Source organism: Pseudomonas aestiva (assembly GCF_039908605.1).
Lineage (GTDB): Bacteria > Pseudomonadota > Gammaproteobacteria > Pseudomonadales > Pseudomonadaceae > Chryseomonas > Chryseomonas aestiva.
In genome coordinates this window covers 2,931,061-2,949,753 of record NZ_CP150916.1, presented here as the reverse complement: position 1 = coordinate 2,949,753, position 18,693 = coordinate 2,931,061, and the positions used below count along the sequence as shown (strand labels likewise).

At 66.8% G+C, this 18,693-nt stretch carries 17 protein-coding genes; 4 read left to right on the top strand and 13 right to left on the bottom strand.

What is annotated here, in order from left to right; genetic code table 11:
• Positions 1-10: 10 nt before the first annotated feature.
• Together AABM56_RS13785 and cydP are read right to left on the bottom strand one after the other, a co-directional pair.
• Positions 11-1,624 (bottom strand): cytochrome ubiquinol oxidase subunit I, encoded by a 1,614-nt coding sequence (locus AABM56_RS13785; protein WP_347883393.1) that lies wholly within the window; start codon positions 1,622-1,624, stop codon positions 11-13.
• 33 nt (positions 1,625-1,657) lie between these two features.
• Complete coding sequence (gene cydP / locus AABM56_RS13780) at positions 1,658-1,801, bottom strand: cytochrome oxidase putative small subunit CydP (RefSeq protein ID WP_166655895.1); 144 nt, start codon at positions 1,799-1,801, stop codon at positions 1,658-1,660.
• Positions 1,802-2,061: 260 nt separating this feature from the next.
• On the opposite strand from cydP, the gene AABM56_RS13775 reads away from it, so the two are divergent.
• The gene (locus AABM56_RS13775; protein WP_133861002.1) at positions 2,062-2,322 is read left to right on the top strand and encodes a hypothetical protein; all 261 of its coding nucleotides are present in this window, start codon (positions 2,062-2,064) and stop codon (positions 2,320-2,322) included.
• Positions 2,323-2,378: 56 nt separating this feature from the next.
• Entirely contained in the window at positions 2,379-3,380 is a 1,002-nt protein-coding gene (locus AABM56_RS13770) for a dipeptidase (protein ID WP_133861001.1), read from the top strand.
• 27 nt (positions 3,381-3,407) lie between these two features.
• Here AABM56_RS13770 and AABM56_RS13765 read toward each other — a convergent pair whose 3' ends face one another.
• The 6 genes from AABM56_RS13765 to AABM56_RS13740 form a co-directional block, all read right to left on the bottom strand.
• On the bottom strand, positions 3,408-4,595 hold the full coding sequence (locus tag AABM56_RS13765) for an NAD(P)/FAD-dependent oxidoreductase (RefSeq protein ID WP_263259136.1): 1,188 nt from the start codon (positions 4,593-4,595) through the stop codon (positions 3,408-3,410).
• 150 nt (positions 4,596-4,745) lie between these two features.
• Positions 4,746-7,214 carry a PAS domain-containing protein gene (locus tag AABM56_RS13760; protein ID WP_347883392.1) on the bottom strand — a complete coding sequence of 823 codons (2,469 nt, stop codon included), beginning with the start codon at positions 7,212-7,214 and terminating at the stop codon, positions 4,746-4,748.
• Positions 7,215-7,432: 218 nt separating this feature from the next.
• Entirely contained in the window at positions 7,433-8,881 is a 1,449-nt protein-coding gene (locus tag AABM56_RS13755; protein ID WP_347883391.1) for an amidase, read from the bottom strand.
• A 21-nt stretch (positions 8,882-8,902) separates the two neighbouring features.
• Positions 8,903-10,120, bottom strand: coding sequence for an MFS transporter (locus AABM56_RS13750; RefSeq protein WP_133860997.1), 1,218 nt, complete (start codon positions 10,118-10,120; stop codon positions 8,903-8,905).
• Between the two features lie 10 nt (positions 10,121-10,130).
• Complete coding sequence (locus AABM56_RS13745; RefSeq protein ID WP_133860996.1) at positions 10,131-11,057, bottom strand: transporter; 927 nt, start codon at positions 11,055-11,057, stop codon at positions 10,131-10,133.
• Positions 11,058-11,122: 65 nt separating this feature from the next.
• Positions 11,123-12,091 (bottom strand): helix-turn-helix domain-containing protein, encoded by a 969-nt coding sequence (locus tag AABM56_RS13740; RefSeq protein WP_347883390.1) that lies wholly within the window; start codon positions 12,089-12,091, stop codon positions 11,123-11,125.
• Between the two features lie 183 nt (positions 12,092-12,274).
• Between AABM56_RS13740 and AABM56_RS13735 the strand changes: the two genes are divergently transcribed.
• Positions 12,275-13,267 carry a dienelactone hydrolase family protein gene (locus AABM56_RS13735; protein WP_347883389.1) on the top strand — a complete coding sequence of 331 codons (993 nt, stop codon included), beginning with the start codon at positions 12,275-12,277 and terminating at the stop codon, positions 13,265-13,267.
• Between the two features lie 260 nt (positions 13,268-13,527).
• Entirely contained in the window at positions 13,528-13,977 is a 450-nt protein-coding gene (locus tag AABM56_RS13730) for a DMT family transporter (RefSeq protein WP_133860994.1), read from the top strand.
• 127 nt (positions 13,978-14,104) lie between these two features.
• Here AABM56_RS13730 and AABM56_RS13725 read toward each other — a convergent pair whose 3' ends face one another.
• From AABM56_RS13725 to AABM56_RS13705, 5 genes are read right to left on the bottom strand one after another with little or no spacing between them, the layout of a single operon-like run.
• On the bottom strand, positions 14,105-15,007 hold the full coding sequence (locus tag AABM56_RS13725; RefSeq protein ID WP_187979593.1) for an allantoinase PuuE: 903 nt from the start codon (positions 15,005-15,007) through the stop codon (positions 14,105-14,107).
• Between the two features lie 52 nt (positions 15,008-15,059).
• Positions 15,060-15,929 carry a MurR/RpiR family transcriptional regulator gene (locus tag AABM56_RS13720; RefSeq protein ID WP_347883388.1) on the bottom strand — a complete coding sequence of 290 codons (870 nt, stop codon included), beginning with the start codon at positions 15,927-15,929 and terminating at the stop codon, positions 15,060-15,062.
• Between the two features lie 36 nt (positions 15,930-15,965).
• The gene (locus AABM56_RS13715; RefSeq protein WP_347883387.1) at positions 15,966-17,201 is read right to left on the bottom strand and encodes a cysteine desulfurase-like protein; all 1,236 of its coding nucleotides are present in this window, start codon (positions 17,199-17,201) and stop codon (positions 15,966-15,968) included.
• 20 nt (positions 17,202-17,221) lie between these two features.
• The gene (locus AABM56_RS13710; protein WP_347883386.1) at positions 17,222-17,956 is read right to left on the bottom strand and encodes an amino acid ABC transporter ATP-binding protein; all 735 of its coding nucleotides are present in this window, start codon (positions 17,954-17,956) and stop codon (positions 17,222-17,224) included.
• Positions 17,953-18,630, bottom strand: coding sequence for an amino acid ABC transporter permease (locus AABM56_RS13705; protein ID WP_133860989.1), 678 nt, complete (start codon positions 18,628-18,630; stop codon positions 17,953-17,955). Before AABM56_RS13705 ends, AABM56_RS13710 begins: the two co-directional genes overlap by 4 nt.
• Positions 18,631-18,693: the final 63 nt, after the last annotated feature.

Here is an 18,693-nt window from a genome sequence, read left to right as displayed (position 1 = left end):
GGCGGTCTCCTCAGACGTTGGCCGGAGCGGCGGGCCTGGCCACGGCGGCCTGGTGCAGGGCGTCGCCGACCTGGGCAGCGCGTTCGTGGTAGTAGCGACCACTGTGCAGGCTGCTCGGGCCGAGGCGGGCGAAGCGGATCATCAGGTACATCTCCACGATCAGCAGCAGGGTGTAGAAGATCACCAGAGCGCCGATGGAACCGAGCAGATCGCCCGCGGCCAGGGTCGAGGCCGACAGGTGGGTAGGCAGCACCTCGCTGATGGTCCAGGGCTGGCGGCCATGCTCGGCGACCCACCAGCCGGTCTGGGTGGCGATCCAGGGCAGCGGCAGGCTGAACAGGGCCCACTTCAGCAGCCAGGGCTTCTTCAGCTCGTTGCGCCGTGTCGAGGCCCAGAGGGCGCAGATGAACAGCGCCAGCATCAGCACGCCGCTGGCGACCATGATGCGAAAGGTCCAGAACAGGCTGGCGACGCCGGGAATGGTGTCCCGCGCGGCCTGGCGGACCTGCTCGGGGGTGGCGGTGACGGGATCGTTGACGTATTTCTTCAACAGCAGGCCATAGCCCAGGTCGTGCTTGCGCGCGTCGAAGGCGGCGCGGGTGGCGGCGGAGTCATCGCCGGCGCGCAGTCGCTCCAGCAGGGCGTAGGCCTGGGCGCCATTGCGGACGCGGGCCTCGTATTGAGTGACCAGGTCCTTGATGCCGGTGACCTGTTCGGTGGTGGAGCGGGTGGCGATCAGGCCCATCAGATAGGGGATCTTCACCGCATAGTCGGTGCGCATCTCCTGTTGATTGGGGATGCCGAACAGGGTGAAGGAGGCCGGGGCTGCCTCGGTGTTCCACTCGGCTTCGATGGCGGCCAGCTTGACCTTCTGCACCTCGCCCACGCGATAGCCGGATTCGTCGCCCAGCACGATCACCGAGATGACCGCGGCAGTACCGAAGGCGGCGGCCACGGCGAAGGAGCGCCGGGCAAAGCCGATGTCGCGACCCTTGAGCAGGTAGTAGCTGGAGATCGCCAGCACGAAGATGGCGCCGGTGACATAGCCCGAGGCCACGGTGTGGACGAACTTCACCTGGGCCACGGGGTTGAGCAGCAGGGCGCCGAAGTCGACCAGCTCCATGCGCATGGTCACGTAGTTGAATTCGGCGCCGACCGGATTCTGCATCCAGCCGTTGGCCACCAGGATCCACAGGGCGGACAGATTCGAGCCCAGGGCCACCAGCCAGGTGACCAGCAGGTGCTGACCCTTGGACAGGCGATCCCAACCAAAGAAGAACAGCCCGATCAGGGTGGATTCCAGGAAGAAGGCCATCAGGCCCTCGATGGCCAGGGGCGCGCCGAAGATGTCGCCGACATAGTGGGAGTAGTAGGCCCAGTTGGTGCCGAACTGGAACTCCATGGTCAGGCCGGTGGTGACGCCCAGGGCGAAGTTGATGCCGAACAGCTTGCCCCAGAACTGGGTCATGTCCTTGTAGACCTGTCTGCCGGTCATCACATAGACCGACTCCATGATCCCCAGGATCACCACCAGCCCCAGGGTCAGGGGCACGAAGATGAAGTGATACAGCGCGGTCATGCCGAATTGCAGGCGTGACAGGTCCACGACGGATTCCGAGATCATCCCGGCAATCTCCTCAAGCTAAAGGAAGGGGTGCTAGTCCAGCAGGTGGGCGCTGACCGCCTGGGTGGCGTCGGGCGGGACCGTGGGGGCGCTGAACCAGAGGCTCCTGATCACCATCAGCAGCGCCAGCTTGATCAGCAGGATGACCAAGAGTTCTTTGACCAGGCGTCCGTTCATGGCGACCTCGTGAGCCGTGGCGCCGCTCCGGGGCGGAGTGGCGACTGCCTGCAGGATGCGCCTGCTGGCCCTGGGCAAAACTGATCCAGATCAATTGGCCAGTGGCCAGCGCCTGGGGCAGGTTGTCGCAGCCGTTCAGGTCGGGTTCAGAGGGGTTAAGACAGCGTTAAGACGCCTGGGCGCAAGGTGGAACCGTGACTGACGCCGGACCGCCTGCCGCGGCGACGCCAGCCCCCGTGTTCAAGACAGGAGAATCCACCATGAACGTCTTCAACAAGATGGCCGCACTCGCCCTGCTCAGCACCGCCAGCTACACCGCCATGGCTGCCGAGATCAACGAAAGACGCGCCCAGGCCGCGCTGCAGCCCAAGCCGGTGCAAGCCGAAGTCGTGGCGGTTCAGCAGCAGGCAGCGGCGCGCTGGGATCAGGTGCTCGATCCCCAGGCCTATGGCCAGGCCGCGGTGCGCTATCAGGCGCGGGCGGTCGATCCGGCGCTGTTGCGGGGCGTGACCTTCGGCTAGCGGCCCAGTCTGCATGCTATGTTGAACCCCTCGAGACGGGTGGAGAGGGGACGAAGATGCAGACGGTCGCAGCCGGGGAAGCGGGACTCAAGCCGCTACGCTGGGAGGCGCATGCCTGCCTGCCACTGGTGCCGGGGCAGGATATGTCCGGCTTGAGTCGCTATCACGAGGCCGGCTTCCATCACGTGTCGCTCAACGTGGGCATGGACATGACGCCTTTCGCGACGGTGCTGCGCACCCTCGCCGGCTTTCGCGCCTGGCTGGCCCGGCACGACGCGCACTTCTGTCTCGTCGGCACGGTAGCCGACCTGCAGCGTGCGCGCGAGCAAGGCAAGCTGGCGGTTTCCTTCGATCTCGAAGGCTCGACCATGCTGCTCGACGACCCGGCGATGGTCGGGCTCTATGCCTCCCTAGGGGTGCGCCAGATGCTGCTCGCCTACAACCGCGATAACGCCTGCGCCGGGGGTTGCCACGGCGCAGGCGGCGGTCTGATGGCACTGGGTCGCGCGGTGGTGGCGGCCGGCAATGCGGCGGGCATCACCCTCGACTGCGCCCACGCCAGCGAGCGCGCCAGCCTAGAGATCATGGCGGTCTCGACGCGGCCGGTGGTCTTTTCCCACACCAACATCAAGGCGCTGCATGACCATCCCCGGACGATCAGCGACGAGCAGATCCGCGCCTGTGCCGACCAGGATGGGGTGATCGGCCTGACCGGGCTAGGCATCTTTCTGGGTGATCCCGCGGCCTCGGTGGCTAGCTATGTCCGCCAGATCGACTACCTGGCGGAGCGGGTCGGGATCCGGCATATCGGCATCGGACTGGATACCGAGCTGTGCCCGGCCGACCATGACCTTCCCGCTGGTGTCGACGCTGAAGACTGGTGGCCGGCACGCCACTATGGACAGCCGCACGGTCATACCCAGCTGCAACCCGAGGCGCTACCTGAACTGGTCAGCCAACTGACAGGTCGGGGCTACACCACCGCTGACATAGACGCCATCCTGGGCGGGAATTTCCTGCGCATCGCGAGCCAGACCTGGCCGTCTGCGGCTACCTGAATCCAGTCGTAAGGCGCTTTCCCTGGCCTAGACGTACTGCGCCGCCGCATAACCCGAAGCCCAGGCCCACTGGAAGTTGAAACCGCCCAGGTGGCCGGTGACGTCCAGTACCTCGCCGATGAAGTACAGGCCGGGCGACTTGAGCGACTCCAGGGTCTTGGACGAGACCTCGCGAGTGTCGACGCCGCCCAGGGTGACCTCGGCGGTGCGATAGCCCTCGGTGCCCGCCGGGACCAGTTGCCAGTCGTGCAGCCGCGCGGCGATGGCCTTGAGTTCGTCGGGGGTGTATTGCTTCAGGGGTTTGGACTGGAACCAGCTGTCGGCGAGCAGGGTGGCCATCTTCTTGGTGAACAGCTCGCCCAGCAGGGTCTTGAGTTCGCTGTTGGGGCGCGCCTGGCGCTGCTCGGCGAGCCATTGGGCGAGGTCCAAGTGCGGCAGCAGGTCGATGCTGAGGCTGTCGCCCGGTTGCCAGTAGGAGGAGATCTGCAGGATCGCCGGACCGCTGAGGCCGCGGTGGGTGAACAGCAGATTCTCGACGAAGCTCTGGCCGTTGCAGCTGATCCGGCAATCTTCCACCGCCGTGCCGGACAGGGCGCTGCAGAATTCCTTGAGCTGCGGATCGGTGATGGTGAAGGGCACCAGGCCGGCACGGGTCGGCAGCAGCTGATGGCCGAACTGGCGGGCGACCTGATAGCCGAAGCCGGTGGCGCCCAGGGTCGGGATCGACAGGCCACCGGTGGCGATCACCAGGGATTCGCCGCGCACCGGGCCCAGGCTGGTCTGCAGCTGATAGCCGCCCGGGTCGAGGCGGGTGATCTCCTGCACCGGGGTCTCCAGGCGGATGTCGACGCCGCCGCGCTCGCATTCGTCCAGCAGCAGGGCGAGGATGTCGCTGGCCTTGTTGTCGCAGAACAGCTGGCCAAGCTTCTTCTCGTGATAGGGCACGCCGTGCTTGGCCACCAGGGCGATGAAGTCCCACTGGGTATAGCGGGCCAGGGCCGACTTGCAGAAATGCGCGTTCTGCGAGAGGAAGTTGGCGGGCTCGCAATAGAGGTTGGTGAAGTTGCAGCGGCCGCCGCCGGACATGAGGATCTTCTTGCCGGCCTTGTTGGCGTGGTCGAGCACCAGGACCCGGCGCCCGCGCGCGGCGGCGCTCAGGGCGCACATCAAACCGGCCGCGCCGGCACCGATGATGATGACCTGGGTATCGAACACTGCGACTCCTTACCGATAGAAAGAGGGCCACTGGCCCGCGGCGGCGCATGTTACCCGATCGCCGGGGCGGGGTGGGGGGCCGCTGTCGGCGCGTTCCGGTACGCCGTCGCGCCCGACCCTTCCGGGACGTAGCGGTCAGCCAGCCGCGCGCTAGGTGGTCAGGTGCGTCTCGCGCTCGGCGAGGATCTCCTGCAGCCGGCGAGACAGGGCGTCCGCCGAGTAGGGCTTGTGGATCAGCTCGAAGCCCTGGGCGCCATGGGTCGCCAGCACGTGGCTGTAGCCCGAGGTCAGCAGGATCGGCAGGCTGCGATAGAGGCGTCTGATCTCGATGGCCAGTTCCAGCCCGCTCATGCCGGGCATGACGACATCCGAGAAGACCACATCGAACCGGCCAGGCTGGTCGGCGAGCAGGGCGAGGGCGCGCTCGGCATTGGCGGCCAGCACCGCGTGGTAGCCGAGATCGCTCAGCAGGTCGACGGCGAAGCTGCCGACCTCGAGATTGTCTTCAACCACCAGGACGGTGACCCCGCCGCCATCGGCGGTTGCCACGGCATCGTCCAGGGGCGGTGGCTGTCCGGTTGCCGGCGCGATCGGCAGATAGAGGTGGAAGGTCGTGCCGCGACCGACCTCGCTGGTGACCCGCACCTCGCCACCGGACTGCTTGATGAAGCCGAACACCTGACTCAGGCCGAGACCGGTGCCCTGGCCGACTCTCTTGGTGGTGAAGAAGGGTTCGAAGATCTGTTCCAGGTGCTCCCGGACGATGCCGCTGCCGTTATCCGTCAGGGCGACGGCCACGGCCGGGAGGGCCAGGGCCGGCTGGGTGGCAGTGGCCGGAATGCTGGCGACGGTGCCGACGCTGATGGTCAGGCGCCCCGCATCGCTCATGGCGTCCCGGGCGTTCACCGCGATGTTCACCAGGGCGGTATCGAACTGGCTGGGGTCGGCATAGACCAGGCAGGGGTCGTCGCTGACCTCGAGTGCGATGCCGACCTGCGAGCCGAGCAGGGTTTCCAGCATGTCGCTCATGGCCAGGACATTGTCCCGGGCGGAAAATACTTCGGGAGCCAGCGTCTGGCGGCGGGCGAAGGCCAGGAGTTGCCCGGTCAATCTGGCGGCGCGATCCACGGTGGTGGAGATCGCCTCCAGATAGCGTTCGCGGCGGGCGTCGCTGAGGTTGGGGCGCTTGAGCAGGTCGCAGGAGGTGCGGGCGACGGTGAGCAGGTTGTTGAAGTCATGGGCCACGCCACCGGTGAGCTGGCCGATGGCTTCCATCTTCTGCGCCTGGCGCAGGGCATCCTCGGCGGCCGCGAGATCCAGCGTCTGCTGGCGTTGCTGGGTCACGTCGCGCACGGTGGCGTAGATCAGGTCGCCATTGCGCGTGGCATTCCAGGAAAACCAGCGGTAGGACTCGTCGCGGTGGCGATAGCGATTTTCGAAGTTGGCCAGCGCGATGCCCTGCTTGATATCCCGGAACGCCTGGCGAGTGGTGACGAGATCGTCATCGTGGACGAAGGTCAGGAAGGGGCGGGCCTTGAGCGCTTCGAGCGACCAGCCCAGGGTCGCCGTCCAGGCCGGGTTGAGGTTGACGAAGAAGCCCTCGAGGTCAGCCACGCACAGCGGATCGGTGGAGCGGTTCCAGATCTGATCACGCTCGGCGGTGCGCTCCGAGATGCGTTGCTCCAGCTCGTCGTTGAGCGCCGCGATGGCTTCGGCCCGGGCCTGCTGGGCCTGCTGGGCGAGGATGCGACTGCTGATGTCGCGGGAGATGCAGACGATCTTCACCTCGCCGGTGCCGGCCACCACGAAGGGTGAGCAGGAGACCTCCCACCAGCGCGGCTCGCCGCGGGCGGTGGGGCAGAAACCTTCGACCCGGGTGGTCTGGCCGGTAGCGGCACGCGCGACGGCGTGGCGGATCTTCGCGACCTCCGCGTCGGGCCAGAGCGCGGCGTACTCGCGGCCCATCACCTGATCGACGGACTGCAGCTGGTTGAGCTCCAGGCCCTGGGCGTTCATGAATTCGATATGACCCCCGGCGGAGAGGACCTTGACGCAGTCCAGGCTGGCCTGGAGCAGGCTGCGGGAAAAGCCCTCGCTGTGCAGGACGTTGCGAGCGGCAACAAAGCGGCGCTGGGCGCCGATCTCCAGCGCGATCATGCCAGCGAAGAGTTCGAAGGCGGACAGGATCTCGGGGCTACTGGGTTTGGCCGGCTTGGGGTCGATGGCGCAGAGGGTGCCGAAGAAACTGCCATCGTCCAGCACGATGGGGACCGAGATATAGCTGCGCAGGCCGTAACGCAGCGGCGTGTGATGGTCGCGATAGCAGTTGTCCTGCGCCACGTCGTCGATCACCACGGGCTGGCGATGATCGCGGATCTCGTCGCAGATGGTCGACTTGAGCTCCAGCTCGCCACCGGGCTCGAGGCCGAAGCCGATCAGGTCGAGGGTGCTGCAGGCGATCCAGCGATCATCGGTCACCCGGGCGACGGCGGCGAAGCCCATGCCGGTCATCCGGCAGACCACATCCAGGATCTTGGGTACCGCGGCGATCTCGGCGATGAGATCGATGTCCTGGGTCAGGCCATACGAGGGGACTGGAGTCGAGGTGAGGATGCTCATCGGGTCGCTCGTACGGTGCCCTGCCCGGGCAACGGGGAAGATGGCGAGCGACAGTCTGAAGCCTCCGGCACGGATGCCAGAGGGATTCGTCACAGGCCGTGCGCGGCCAGTATAGCGAGCATCCAAGCGAAGCGGGTGACGGGATGCCCGCCAGTTTGCGATGGGCATCTCCGTCTCTCACCTGAGACCGTGGCGGGCCTTGCCGTGCGCCCCGGGCCTCAGCGACTGCCCGCCAGCGGCGGACGCCGTCCCGCCCAGGGTTGCGCGCGCTCCAGCTGGGCGGCCAGCGCCAGCAGGGTGCCTTCCTCGCCAAAGCGCGCGGCGAAGTGGCTGCCCAGTGGCAGGCCATTGGCGGTCCACCAGAGCGGCACCGACATGGCTGGCTGGCCACTGGCGTTGAACAGGGCGGTGAAGGGCGAATAGCTGTGGAAGGCGGCGATGGCCTCGGCCAGCGAGCGTTCCTGGTGGTCGCCATCCAGCTCGCCCAGGCGCGGCGGTTCGCGGGTCAGGGTGGGGGTGAGGATGACGTCATGGTCGGTGAGAAAGCGTGCCAGGGTCCGGCCCAGGGCATGCAGGGCTTCCACCGCGGCGGCGTAGCGATGGGCGGGGATGTCGCCCCGTTCGCGCAGGATCACCCGGGTACGGGCGTCCAGCTCCTCGTCGCTGACCGGGGCACCGCGCATCGCGCCGAGCACCTGCAGGTAGTGACGGGTGCTGGGACCGATGATGTCGAACACCTGGTCGAGAAAGCGGGGCAGGTCCACCGGCAGGGTCGCCGGCTCGACGTGGTGGCCAAGGCTTTCGCACAGTCGGGCGGTGTGGCGCACCGCGGCCAGGGCCTCGGGTCCGCTCGGCCAGGGTGCCAGGTGCTCGACCAGGGCGATGCGCAGCGGGCGGGGATCGCGCTCCAGCAGGCTGGCGAAGGGTACGTCGTGGGCCGGTGCCGCATAGGGCGCGCCCAGGTCGGCGCCAGCGGTGGCATCCAGCAGCAGGGCGTTATCGCGCACCGACAGGCTCATGGCGTGGGGCGTGCCCATGCCGGCCCAGCCTTCACCGACCATGGGCCCGGAAGGCATCCGTCCGCGGCTGGGCTTGAGGCCGAAGATCCCGCAGCAGGACGCCGGCACCCGCAGCGAGCCGCCGCCATCGTTGCCATGGGCGAAGGGCACCACCCGCGCGGCGACCAGGGCAGCCGCGCCGCCACTGGAGCCACCGGCGCTGTGGGCCGGATTCCAGGGATTGGCGGTGGCGCCGAAGCGCCGCGATTCGGTGCTGTAGGAGGTACCGAATTCCGGCGAGGTGGTGGTGCCGACGAACAGGCAGCCGGCCTGGCGCAGGCGGCTGACCAATTCACAGTCGAAATCCGGGCGGGCGTCGCCCAGGGCCAGGGAGCCATTGGTCATGCGGGCGCCCGCCAGGGGGGTGAAGAGGTCCTTGACCAGGGTCGGGACTCCGGCGAAGGGGGCCTCGACATCGAGCGGCGCCCGGGCCGCGGCGCGGGCCTGGTCATAGAGTCGTTCGCTCACGGCGTTGAGACCGGGCTCAACGGTATCCAGGCGCTCGATGACCGCTTCGAGCAATTCGCTCGCCGTGATCTCGCGCTGCCGCAGCAGCGTCGCCAGGCCGTGGCCGTCCTGGGTGTCCAGCAGGGATTGCAGGCTGTGCATGGAAAAATCCTCGATCAGAATTCAGGAAGAGCGCGACGGAGCGGGCAGGGCGGCCTTGCGCCGCAGCAGGGCGACGGCCGCCCAGACTAGCGCGGCGACCAAAGCGGCGCTGGCGAGGGTACGGATGGCCAGGTGCAGATCGCCGGTGAAGGGCAGGAGCACTGCCACCACCAGGGGACTGGCGAACTGACCCAGGTAGAGGCAGCCGGTGTAGCCGCCCATGCCGCGGCCCCGGGCCCGGGCGCTCAGGGCGCCCATCACCGGTGCCATGGTGTTGGGCACCAGCATGCCGACGCCCAGGCCATGGAGGGTCACTGCCACCAGCACGGCTTCGTAGCTGCGCGCGTTCACCAGCAGCCAGAGGCCGCTGCCCATGCAGGCGAGCAGCACGGCGTTGCAGCCGGCCAGGCCCCACCTGCGGCGCAGCAGCGGCCAGAGCAGCGGGCCGCCCAGGGTCGCCAGCAGGCCAAGGCCCGCCGAGGCGCCGATCAGGGTGCTGGAGGTGATGCCCAGTTGCACCAGCAGCAGCGGACTCTGGATGGGCACTACCACGCTGAGCACCATGCCGGCGAAGACCAGCAGGTAGTTGACGATCAGGGGCAGCGGCGCACTGTGCTGGGGGCCTTCGTCGGCGCCGCTGGTGACCTGGGCGCGGATTGGTTCCCACAGCAGCCGCAGCATGAACGGCACCAGCAGCAGCGGTAGCAGATAGAGGTAGAAGGGCGTGCGCCAGGAGTGCTCGCCCAGGGCGCCGCCAACCACATAGAACAGCGAGCCCACCAGGCTGATGGCGATGACCTGGCCATTGACGTAGGCCAGCCGCCGGCTGCCCTGCCAGTAGTCGGCGATCAGGGTCACGCAACAGGTCATCACCGCGGCCTCGGCCAAACCGAAGACCAGGCGGGTGAGGGTGATGGCCGGCAATGATTGCAGCAGCGCCGGCAGCATGCCGAGCAGGGCGTAGCAGAAGGTGGCGATGATCAGCAGCCGCTTGCGACCCAGGCGGTCGGCCAGCCAGCCGGCCAGGGGCGCGAAGAGGGCGATGGCCAGGGCCGGCCCGGTCATCGCCAGGGGGATCAGCAAATCGGCGCGGGGTTCGATGGGACCGAATTCGGCGCCCAGCTTGGGGATGATCGGGGCGACCATTACCGAACCCATGATGGTCAGGCTGCTGCCGAGCAGGAGCACGGCACCCTGGCGCCGGCCGGGGGTGGGGCGGGAGGAGGCGGTGGCGGTCATGGACGGATCCTCAGAAGCTGTGGGAGAGCCGCACGGCGAAGGCGTAGCCTTCGGCGCGGTTGCGGGCGTCGACCTCCTTGTAGAGGTGCACCCAGACCGGTGGCAGGCCAGGTTGGAAGAAGCTCAGCGCCGGTCCCAGCGCCAGTACCCGGGCGCGATTGCTGCGGGTGAGGCCGGGGGCGTCGTCGTCGGTGAGCTGGCGGTAGTAGTAGCCGCCCAGGCCCGCGGTCCAGGGGCCGAAGTGCTGACCCACGGCGAATTCGTGGCGGTATTCCGTGCCGCTGCGGTAGTCGGTGGCGGGGTTGCGGCTGTTGAAGTCGGTCTGGAAGCTGGACGACACCTCGAAGCCCGAATCGCTGATGTAGCTCAGGTTGAGCATCGGCGAGACGGTCCAGTGGTTGGTGCCCGGATTTACCAGTCGATTCTTGTCGTAATCCCCGGTGGGCGCCTGCACCTGGAGCCAGAAGTTCACCCCCAGGTTGCGCGAGGGCTCCCACTGCAGGATCAGCGGAATGACCTGGATGTCGGCCTGGCGGAAGAGCGTGGCGCTGTCGGCAAACACCGGCACGCCGTTGGCCTTGACGGTGAGGTCCGCGTCCATCCTGAAGAAGGGCTGGACCCCGCCAAAGCCATAGCGAGCGCCCAGGACGCGGGTATCGGTCATCTTCAGGTAGGCCAGGCCCAGGGAGAGGACGTCGATGGAAAAGTCATTGCCGTTGTCGCGACCGTGGCTGTCGCGGATGGAGGTGGCGCGATAGAAGTTGCTGCGCAGACCCAGGGTGCCGTGGGGCGTCGGTGGCGGGGTGAAGCCGGCGCCGAAATCATAGACGCCGAAGGCGGTGGTGGGCGAGCCGCTTTCGGTGGCGTGGGTCGCGGCGGTCAGCCCCAGAGCGGCGAGGCCGACGGCAAGGGCGTGGAGCGGACGGGTAACGTTCATGGAGTTCCCTCTTCTTATTGGCCACTCGAGCCTGAGGGAAAGCCGTTATCCGCCGTTAGCCAGATTCAGCACTTCTGCGTGGCGGTCTTGAGGGTGGTGGAGGGCAACTGGCCGAACAGCCTCCGGTAGTCGCGAGCGAAGCGGCTGAGGTGGCAGAAGCCCCACCGGGCGGCGACGTCCTGCACCGATTCGCCTGCTCCCCGGCGCAGAGCGCGATGGGCCGCATTGAGACGTAGGGTGCGCAGGTAGGCGACCGGATTGATGCCCAGCGCCTCCTGGAAGCAGTACTGCAGCTTGCGGCGGCTGGCACCGACGCGATTGCACAGCTCCAGGATGCTGGGCGGCTGGTCCGGATGGGCCAGGGCGTATTCCCGCGCCCGCCGCACCATGCGCAGCCGCGCGCTAGGTGCCAGCTCATGGGGTTCGCTGGTGTCGAGCAGATCGAGCAGGTGCAGCAGCACGGTGTCGCGCAGGGTCGCGCGGGTGCGCGGATGGTCCAGCCAGGTCTGGATTTCCGCTTCCGGGGCGAAGAGTTGATGGGCCAGGGCGGCCAGCTCCCCATGGGCACAGCCGGTAGGCAGGCGATAGCAGCCGGACAGGTCGCGCACGTCGAGAGCGCTGTGCTGGCAGGCCAGCAGGCGCGCCATCTCGGCTTCCTGCAGATTGATGCAGAGCAGATCGAGATTGGCCGGGGTACGCAGCTCCGGCAGATTGTCGCCACGCGCCACCAGTAGCTGGGCCTCGTGCAGGGTATGGCCGCCGCAGTGCAGGGCGCCGGCGTCACGCATGGGCAGGCTGAAGGTCAGGGTGTTCCCCTGGGCCTCGCCGCTCTTGAGCATGGCCTGGTTGGAGCGATCCCGCAGCAGGCTGAGGTCGTCCAGCCAGAGGTCGCTGAGCTCGCCCTGAAAACGACCCGACGACAGCTGATCGTATTGCATGTGCCAGCCCTCGACGCAGAGCGCATGCTCGTCGATGTCACCGGTATACCGATGCCGGACGCGCGGCGGTAACGCGAGGGAGCCGTCTTGGTGCATTTGGGAAACCTTTTGGGTCGCAAAGGGCCGTTGGCGCGGGAGCTACAAGTTTCGTACCTCAAGGCCGGTTTACGCGACAAAGGTGCCAAATTCGGCTAGTGCGGCGGGTTCTGCTTACCGCCTCTCCAGCAGAGCGACGCCAATTGGCTACCCTGGGAGGACCCTACAAGAAGGATGCAACCGATGCCCCATCTGTCCGCTGGATCTTTGCGCCCCGCGCTCGCGGCCATTGCCTGCCTTGTCAGTGCCACCGTCTGTGCGACCACCTCGCCGGCAACCGATATCCCCGCTCGGCAAGAGGTGCTGACCTTCACCTCGCTGACCCTGAGCGATCAGCAATTCCTGACGGGGGACAAGGGCGGCACCGAGGTGCTGCTCGGTGGCGTGCTGTCGCTGCCGCCAGGCAAGGGCAAGGTCCCGGTGGTCATTCTCCAGCATGGCTCGGGCGGGGTGGGTGCCAACATCACCTACTGGCAGCGGCAGTTCAATCAGGTCGGCATCGCCACCTTCGCCGTGGATGGCTTCTCGGGCCGGGGCATCACCAGCACCGCCACCGATCAGGCCCAGCTGGGACGGCTCAATTTCGTCTTGGATGACTATCGCGCCGGCGCCCGGCTCGCGCGGCACGCGCGGATCGATCCGGGCAAGATCCTGCTCATGGGCTTTTCCCGCGGCGGACAGGCTTCGCTCTACGCCGCCCTGGAGCGCTTCGACAAGCGCTGGAAAAGCCAGGATTTCCAGTTCGCCGGCTACCTGTCGTTCTACCCCGACTGCTCGATCACCTTTCGCGAGCAGGACCAGGTCGTCGCCAAGCCGCTGCGGGTCTACCACGGCCTGGCCGACAACTACGATCCCTATTCCCGCTGCGAGGGCTATTTCGCGACGCTCAAGCAGCAGGGGGCCGACCTCGGGGTGCATACCTATCCCCATGCCGAGCATGGCTTCGACAGCCCCTATGCCTGGAGTCCGGTGGTGGTCGCGAAGGGCAGCCAGACCGTGCGTGACTGCCGGATCGCCGAGAACGCCAGGGGCGAGTTGATCAACCAGCAGACCGGCAAGGTCTTTTCCTACCGGGACAGCTGCGTCGTGCTGGGTCCCAGGGTCGGGCCTGATGCGGAGGCGACCCGCCAGGCCACCCGGGATGTATTGGAGGCGGTCAAGGCAATCGTGAAATAGGCCTGACGCCGCCATCGGCCCTGGCGGAGGAGGGCGCAGGACCGCACCAGGACTCGCGCGAGTCGCCTGACGAAACCGGCATCGATCCAGGCGGCGGGTCAGGCCTGCTGGTCGAAAAAGCGGCCAATATCCCGGGGTAGAGCCTTCAGGCACGAGCGAGACGGCACTTTTACAAGATGTGTCCAGTCGTAACTCAGGCCTCGCCCGGCCACTGAATCGGCCCCGCGCCTCCTCCATGCTCCGCTCCGAGACGACTCCTGATGAATACTGCGAACTGGGCTTATATCCTTATCGTCGTTGCCGGATTCCTGCAGGCTGCCGGTGCGGCCATGAACGGCTCGCTCAACAAGGCGCTGGTCAATCCCTGGCTGGCGACCTCGGTGTCCTTCGTGATGGTCACCTTCGTCGCGATCGGGCTGTTCATCTGCATGCCCAGGCCGCTGCCCTCGGTGAGCCAGCTCGGCGACATGCCCTGGTGGGCGCCCCTGGGTGGCATCGCCGGCGCGGTAGCGGTATTCGCCGGTCTGCTGTTCATCCAACGCCTCGGCGCGGCGCCGGTGAACGGCGTCACCATCACCGCCAACCTCATCGCCAGCCTGGCCATCGATCACTTCGGCCTGTTTTCCATGGAACAGCATGCGGTCAACGGCTGGCGGCTGCTGGGCGCGCTCCTGATGATCGCCGGGGTCGTCCTGATCGCGCGGTTCTGAAGCGGCACCCCGCTAGTCGCCGGCACGCGGCGGTCCCCTTGTCCCCGGGACGGCTGTCGTCATCGCGTCCGGACGGTGACGACAGCGCGGAGACCGCCAAGGCGCCTCCAGACGCGCTGGGATCAGCCTAGCCGTCAGCCCTTTCCAGCCAGGCGCGGGCGATCTCTTCGCGGGTCGCGAACCACACCCCCTCGGACTGCCTGGCGTATTCGATGAATCTCTTGATCGCCCGGACCCGGCCGGGGCGGCCGACCATGCGCGGGTGCAGGCCGATCGACATCATGCGTGGTCCGGTCGCGGAGTCCTCGTAGAGGACCTCGAAGCTTTCCTTCATGTATTCGAAGAAGTCCGAGGCCTGGGACAGGCCGGGCGAGTTCCAGTAGCGGAAGTCGTTGACGTCGGCGGTGTAGGGCACGACGAGATGGCGCCTGCCCTCGACCTCGACGAAATAGGGAACGTCGTCGTTGTAGGCGTCGGAGTCGTAGAGGAAGCCGCCTTCCTCGGCCACCAGCCGGCGGGTGTGGATGCTGGCGCCATAGCGGCAATACCAGCCGACCGGCCGCTTGCCACAGGTGCGTTCGAAGGATTCGACGGCGAGGCGGATGTGCTCGCGCTCTTCTTCTTCGCTCAGGCGAAAGACTTCTTCCCAGCGATAACCATGGCTGCAGATCTCGTGGCCACCGGCGACGGCCGCCTTGGCGACCTCGGGATTCTGTTCGAAGGCCACCGCACAGGCATGGAAGGTCGCGCGCACCGCCTGTTCGTCGAGGATATCGAGGATCCGCCAGATGCCGACGCGGGAGCCGTATTCATACATGGATTCCATGGCCAGGTTGCGGGTGCCGGCGGGGATGGCGTAGCTGCCCCATTCGGTCATCGACTCCTGGTCCGGATCGCCCATGGCGAGCGAGCGCTCGGAGCCTTCCTCGTAGTTGATCACCAGGCTGATGGCCAGACGGGCGCCGTTGGGCCAGGTACCTTGCGGGCGTTGTCTTCCATAACCCACCAAATCGCGTGCAGGTGACAGCATCGGGGTCTACTCCTGAAGTGCTAGTTGTGAACTACAAGGTGAGCGCAGGGGCTCAGCAGTCGATGTCCTTCAGTCGTTCATGATCGAAGGTGCCATCGGTATCGCCCTGGCTGAAGGCGAGTCCCATGGCCAGGGTCTGGGCGATGCAGAAGGAGGCGGTGAGGGAGCGAAAGCCGAGCAGCTCCGCATCGTTGACCTCTATGACCGTCTCCGCCATTTTGCCGATCGGGCTCAGCACGGTGTCGGTGATGGCCACCAGCGTCACACCCGCCTCGCGCGCCTGCCGGCAGGCCTCGACGGTATCCCTGGCGTAGGGCGGAAAACTCACGGCGATCAGCAGATCGTCATGGGCGATGGCGCTGACCTGTTCCGGCAGGGTGCCGCCACCGCCGCTGATCTGTACGGCGCGGCGGCCCACCCGGCTCAGGGCGTAGCTCAGGTAGGCGGCCACCGGGAAGGCCCGGCGCAGGCCGATGACGAAGGTGATGCGCGCGACCTGCAGGTGGGCGATGGCGGCTTCGATGTTGGCCTGCTGGTCGCCTTCCGCCAGGTGTTCCAGGGACACGATATTGGCCTGGCTGAATTCCCGCAGGATGGCGCCGACGTCGCTGGGATCGTCCAGCAGCTTTTCCCCGCCGTAATGCCGGATGCGCTCGCTGTGGGTATCGGCGGCCTGTTGCAGCGGCGCGCGAAACAGCCGCTGCAGATCCTTGAAGCCGGCGAAGCCCAGCGCCTGGGCCAGGCGGATGTAAGCCGTCGGGGCGATGTTGGAGCGCCGGCCCAGCTCGGCGACCGTGCTGAGGGCGATCTCGTGCGGATTGTCGATGAGGAAGCGGGCCGCGTCGCGCAGCCGCTCCGACAGGTGCTCGTGCTGGGCGGCTATACAGTCGCGCAGCTCCGCAAGGGTTTCCGGTAAGGCCATGAAAAACGCTCGGCAGAGGGAAAGGAGAGGCGCCGGTCAGCGCAATTCGGTGATTGCCTGATCCAGCGCGGTGATGAGGCGATCGATCTCTTCGAGCGTGTTGTAGTGCGCCAGGGACACCCGCACCACTCCACCTAGGGGCGCCAGGCCAAGGGCCTCGATCAGGCGTCGCGCATAGAAGTCGCCGAAGCGGATACCGATGCGCTGCTCGTCGACCTTGAGCACCACGGCTTCCGAGCGCACCCCTTCCACCACAAAGCTGATGGTGGGTACACGCGCCTGGACGCCGGTCTTGCCGATGACCCGAACCCCGGGGCGCTGGCGCAGAAAGCCCAGCAGTCGCTCGGCCAGGGCATCTTCCTGGATCTCGAAGGCGTCGAATGCTGCCTGCATTCGCTCGCGCTCGCTACCCTGGACGCCAAGACGGTCGCCGATGTCGAGCAAATAGTCGGAGATGCCGATGCAGCCGAAGGACAGCTCGTAGTTGACGTTGCCGGGCTGCAGTTTGTAGGGCACCACGTCCTGGCCGATGAAGAAGTGGTTGAGGCTGGGAAATTCCAGCAGCAGGTCGCGACGGCCCCAGAGCACGGCTAAGTGCGGGCCGAAGGTCTTGTAGAAGCTGTAGACATAGAAGTCGGCGCCGCTGGCCTGCACATCGACCAGCCGGTGCGGCGCATAGGCCACCGCGTCCACGCACAGCTGCGCGCCCACCGCATGGACGCGGCGGGCGATCTCGGCGACGGGATTGATCGAGCCGAGGATGTTGGAGGCGTGGGTCACGGCCACATAGCGGGTCTTGTCGCCGAGCAGCGCCTGCAGGTCGTCCAGTTCCAGTTCGAGGCTGTCGGGATCGACCTGCCAGACGCGCAGGGTGGCGCCGCGGTCTTCGCAGAGCCGGACCCAGGGGCCGATGTTGGCTTCGTGGTCGCAGTTGGTGACGATGATTTCATCACCGGGCGCGATCGAGAGTGCGATGGCGCGGCAGAGTATCTGCAGCAGGTGGGTGGTCGAGCCGCCCATGATGACTTCGTCGGGATGGGCCGCGTTGATCAGCTGCATGACCGAACGACGCGCCTGCATCACGCGCTCGCCGGCCGCGACCGAGGGCGGGTAGGAGGCGCCCAGCTGGACGCTGCTGTTGAGCAGATAGTCGGCCACCCGCTCGGCGACCCCTTGCAACACCAGGGAACCGCCGGCGTTGTCCATGAAGACGTAGTCGTCGGCCAGACCGGGAAACTGCTTGCGAACGTATGCGATATCGAGGGAATTCACGCGACTCTCTCCAGCCAGGATCAGTGGTGCAGGATGGCCTGCAGGAAGGCCCGGGTGCGGGGTTCCTGAGGGGCGGTAAAGAAGGGTTCCGGGGTGTTCTGTTCGACGATGCGACCGCTTTCCATGAAGATCACCCGATCGGCGACGCGCCGGGCGAAGCCCATCTCATGGGTCACCACGACCATGGTGACGCCGGAGCGGGCCAGGTTCTGCATGACGTCGAGCACCTCGCCGACCATCTCCGGGTCCAGCGCCGAGGTGGGCTCGTCGAAGAGGATGGCGCGCGGCTCCATGGCCATGGTGCGGGCGATGGCGACCCGTTGCTGCTGGCCACCGGACAACTGGCTTGGGTACTTGTGGGCGTGATCGCCCATGCCGACCTTGACCAGCAGATCCCGCGCGCGGGCATGGACCTCGCGCCGGTGCAAGCCGCGTACCCGGATCGGCGCCAGCGACACGTTGTCGAGGACGCTCAGGTGCGGATAGAGGTTGAAGCTCTGGAAGACCATGCCCACTTCGCTGCGGATACCGGCGAGGCGCGGCCCGTTCTCGACCCGTTCGCCCGCGACGCGAATATGGCCCTGCTGGTAGTTTTCCAGCAGGTTGATGCAGCGGATCAGCGTCGACTTGCCGGAGCCGGACGGGCCGAGGATGACCACCACCTCGCCTTCCTCGACCTGCAGGTTGATGTCGCTCAGCGCCTGGAAATTGCCGTAGTACTTGTCGAGGTGTTCGATGTCGATCAGGGTGTTCATGCGGTCTTGCCTCCCGCGCCATTACGTCTTTCGACCCAGCTGACCAGTTGCACCATGGGCAACAGCAGCAGCAGATAGAGCAGGGCGGCGCCCACCAGCGGGGTCGGGTTGGCCGCCAGGGCCTGGGCCTGGGTCGCCTGCTTGAGCAGGTCGGGCATCGCCACCACCGAGGCGAGGGCGGTGTCCTTCATGACGTTGATGCAGTTGCTGGTCATGGGCGGCAGCACGATGCGGATCGCCTGGGGCAACACGACGTCGCGCATGGTGTTGAAGAAGCTCATGCCCTGGGCGGCCGACGCCTCGAACTGACCGCGGGGAATGGCTTCGATGCCCGAGCGAAAGATCTCGGCGCTGTAGGCGCAGGACACGAGGGAAAGCGCGCTGGCCGCTGCCGCGAAGGAAGACAGGCGGATCCCGACGAAGGGCAGCGCGTAATAGATCAGGACCAGCAGGACCAGCAGCGGGATGGACCTCATGATGTCGATGTAGATCCGCGCCAGCAGCCGCACCGGCGCGTAGGAATACAGACGCAGCAGGGCCAGCAACAGCCCGCCGACCAGACCCAGGACGATACTCACGAGGCCCAGCAGAACGGTCACGCCCAGGCCCCGGATCATCAGGGGCAGCGATTCGACCAGCACGTTCCAGTTGAAGAAGGTTTGCAGAAGATCCATGGGATACCTCGGTCACGGCCCAGGGCGAACGAACCTCGCCCTGGGCCTGCAGCAGCGGCAGGG

Coding starts and splice junctions, on each gene's coding strand:
- AABM56_RS13710 (WP_347883386.1), bottom strand. CDS start 17,956: ATGAACACCCTGATCGACATCGAACACCTCGACAAGTACTACGGCAAT.
- AABM56_RS13750 (WP_133860997.1), bottom strand. CDS start 10,120: ATGACCGCCACCGCCTCCTCCCGCCCCACCCCCGGCCGGCGCCAGGGT.
- AABM56_RS13740 (WP_347883390.1), bottom strand. CDS start 12,091: ATGCACCAAGACGGCTCCCTCGCGTTACCGCCGCGCGTCCGGCATCGG.
- AABM56_RS13730 (WP_133860994.1), top strand. CDS start 13,528: ATGAATACTGCGAACTGGGCTTATATCCTTATCGTCGTTGCCGGATTC.
- AABM56_RS13720 (WP_347883388.1), bottom strand. CDS start 15,929: ATGGCCTTACCGGAAACCCTTGCGGAGCTGCGCGACTGTATAGCCGCC.
- AABM56_RS13755 (WP_347883391.1), bottom strand. CDS start 8,881: ATGCACAGCCTGCAATCCCTGCTGGACACCCAGGACGGCCACGGCCTG.
- AABM56_RS13745 (WP_133860996.1), bottom strand. CDS start 11,057: ATGAACGTTACCCGTCCGCTCCACGCCCTTGCCGTCGGCCTCGCCGCT.
- AABM56_RS13785 (WP_347883393.1), bottom strand. CDS start 1,624: ATGATCTCGGAATCCGTCGTGGACCTGTCACGCCTGCAATTCGGCATG.
- AABM56_RS13770 (WP_133861001.1), top strand. CDS start 2,379: ATGCAGACGGTCGCAGCCGGGGAAGCGGGACTCAAGCCGCTACGCTGG.
- AABM56_RS13760 (WP_347883392.1), bottom strand. CDS start 7,214: ATGAGCATCCTCACCTCGACTCCAGTCCCCTCGTATGGCCTGACCCAG.
- AABM56_RS13735 (WP_347883389.1), top strand. CDS start 12,275: ATGCCCCATCTGTCCGCTGGATCTTTGCGCCCCGCGCTCGCGGCCATT.
- AABM56_RS13705 (WP_133860989.1), bottom strand. CDS start 18,630: ATGGATCTTCTGCAAACCTTCTTCAACTGGAACGTGCTGGTCGAATCG.
- AABM56_RS13775 (WP_133861002.1), top strand. CDS start 2,062: ATGAACGTCTTCAACAAGATGGCCGCACTCGCCCTGCTCAGCACCGCC.
- cydP (WP_166655895.1), bottom strand. CDS start 1,801: ATGAACGGACGCCTGGTCAAAGAACTCTTGGTCATCCTGCTGATCAAG.
- AABM56_RS13725 (WP_187979593.1), bottom strand. CDS start 15,007: ATGCTGTCACCTGCACGCGATTTGGTGGGTTATGGAAGACAACGCCCG.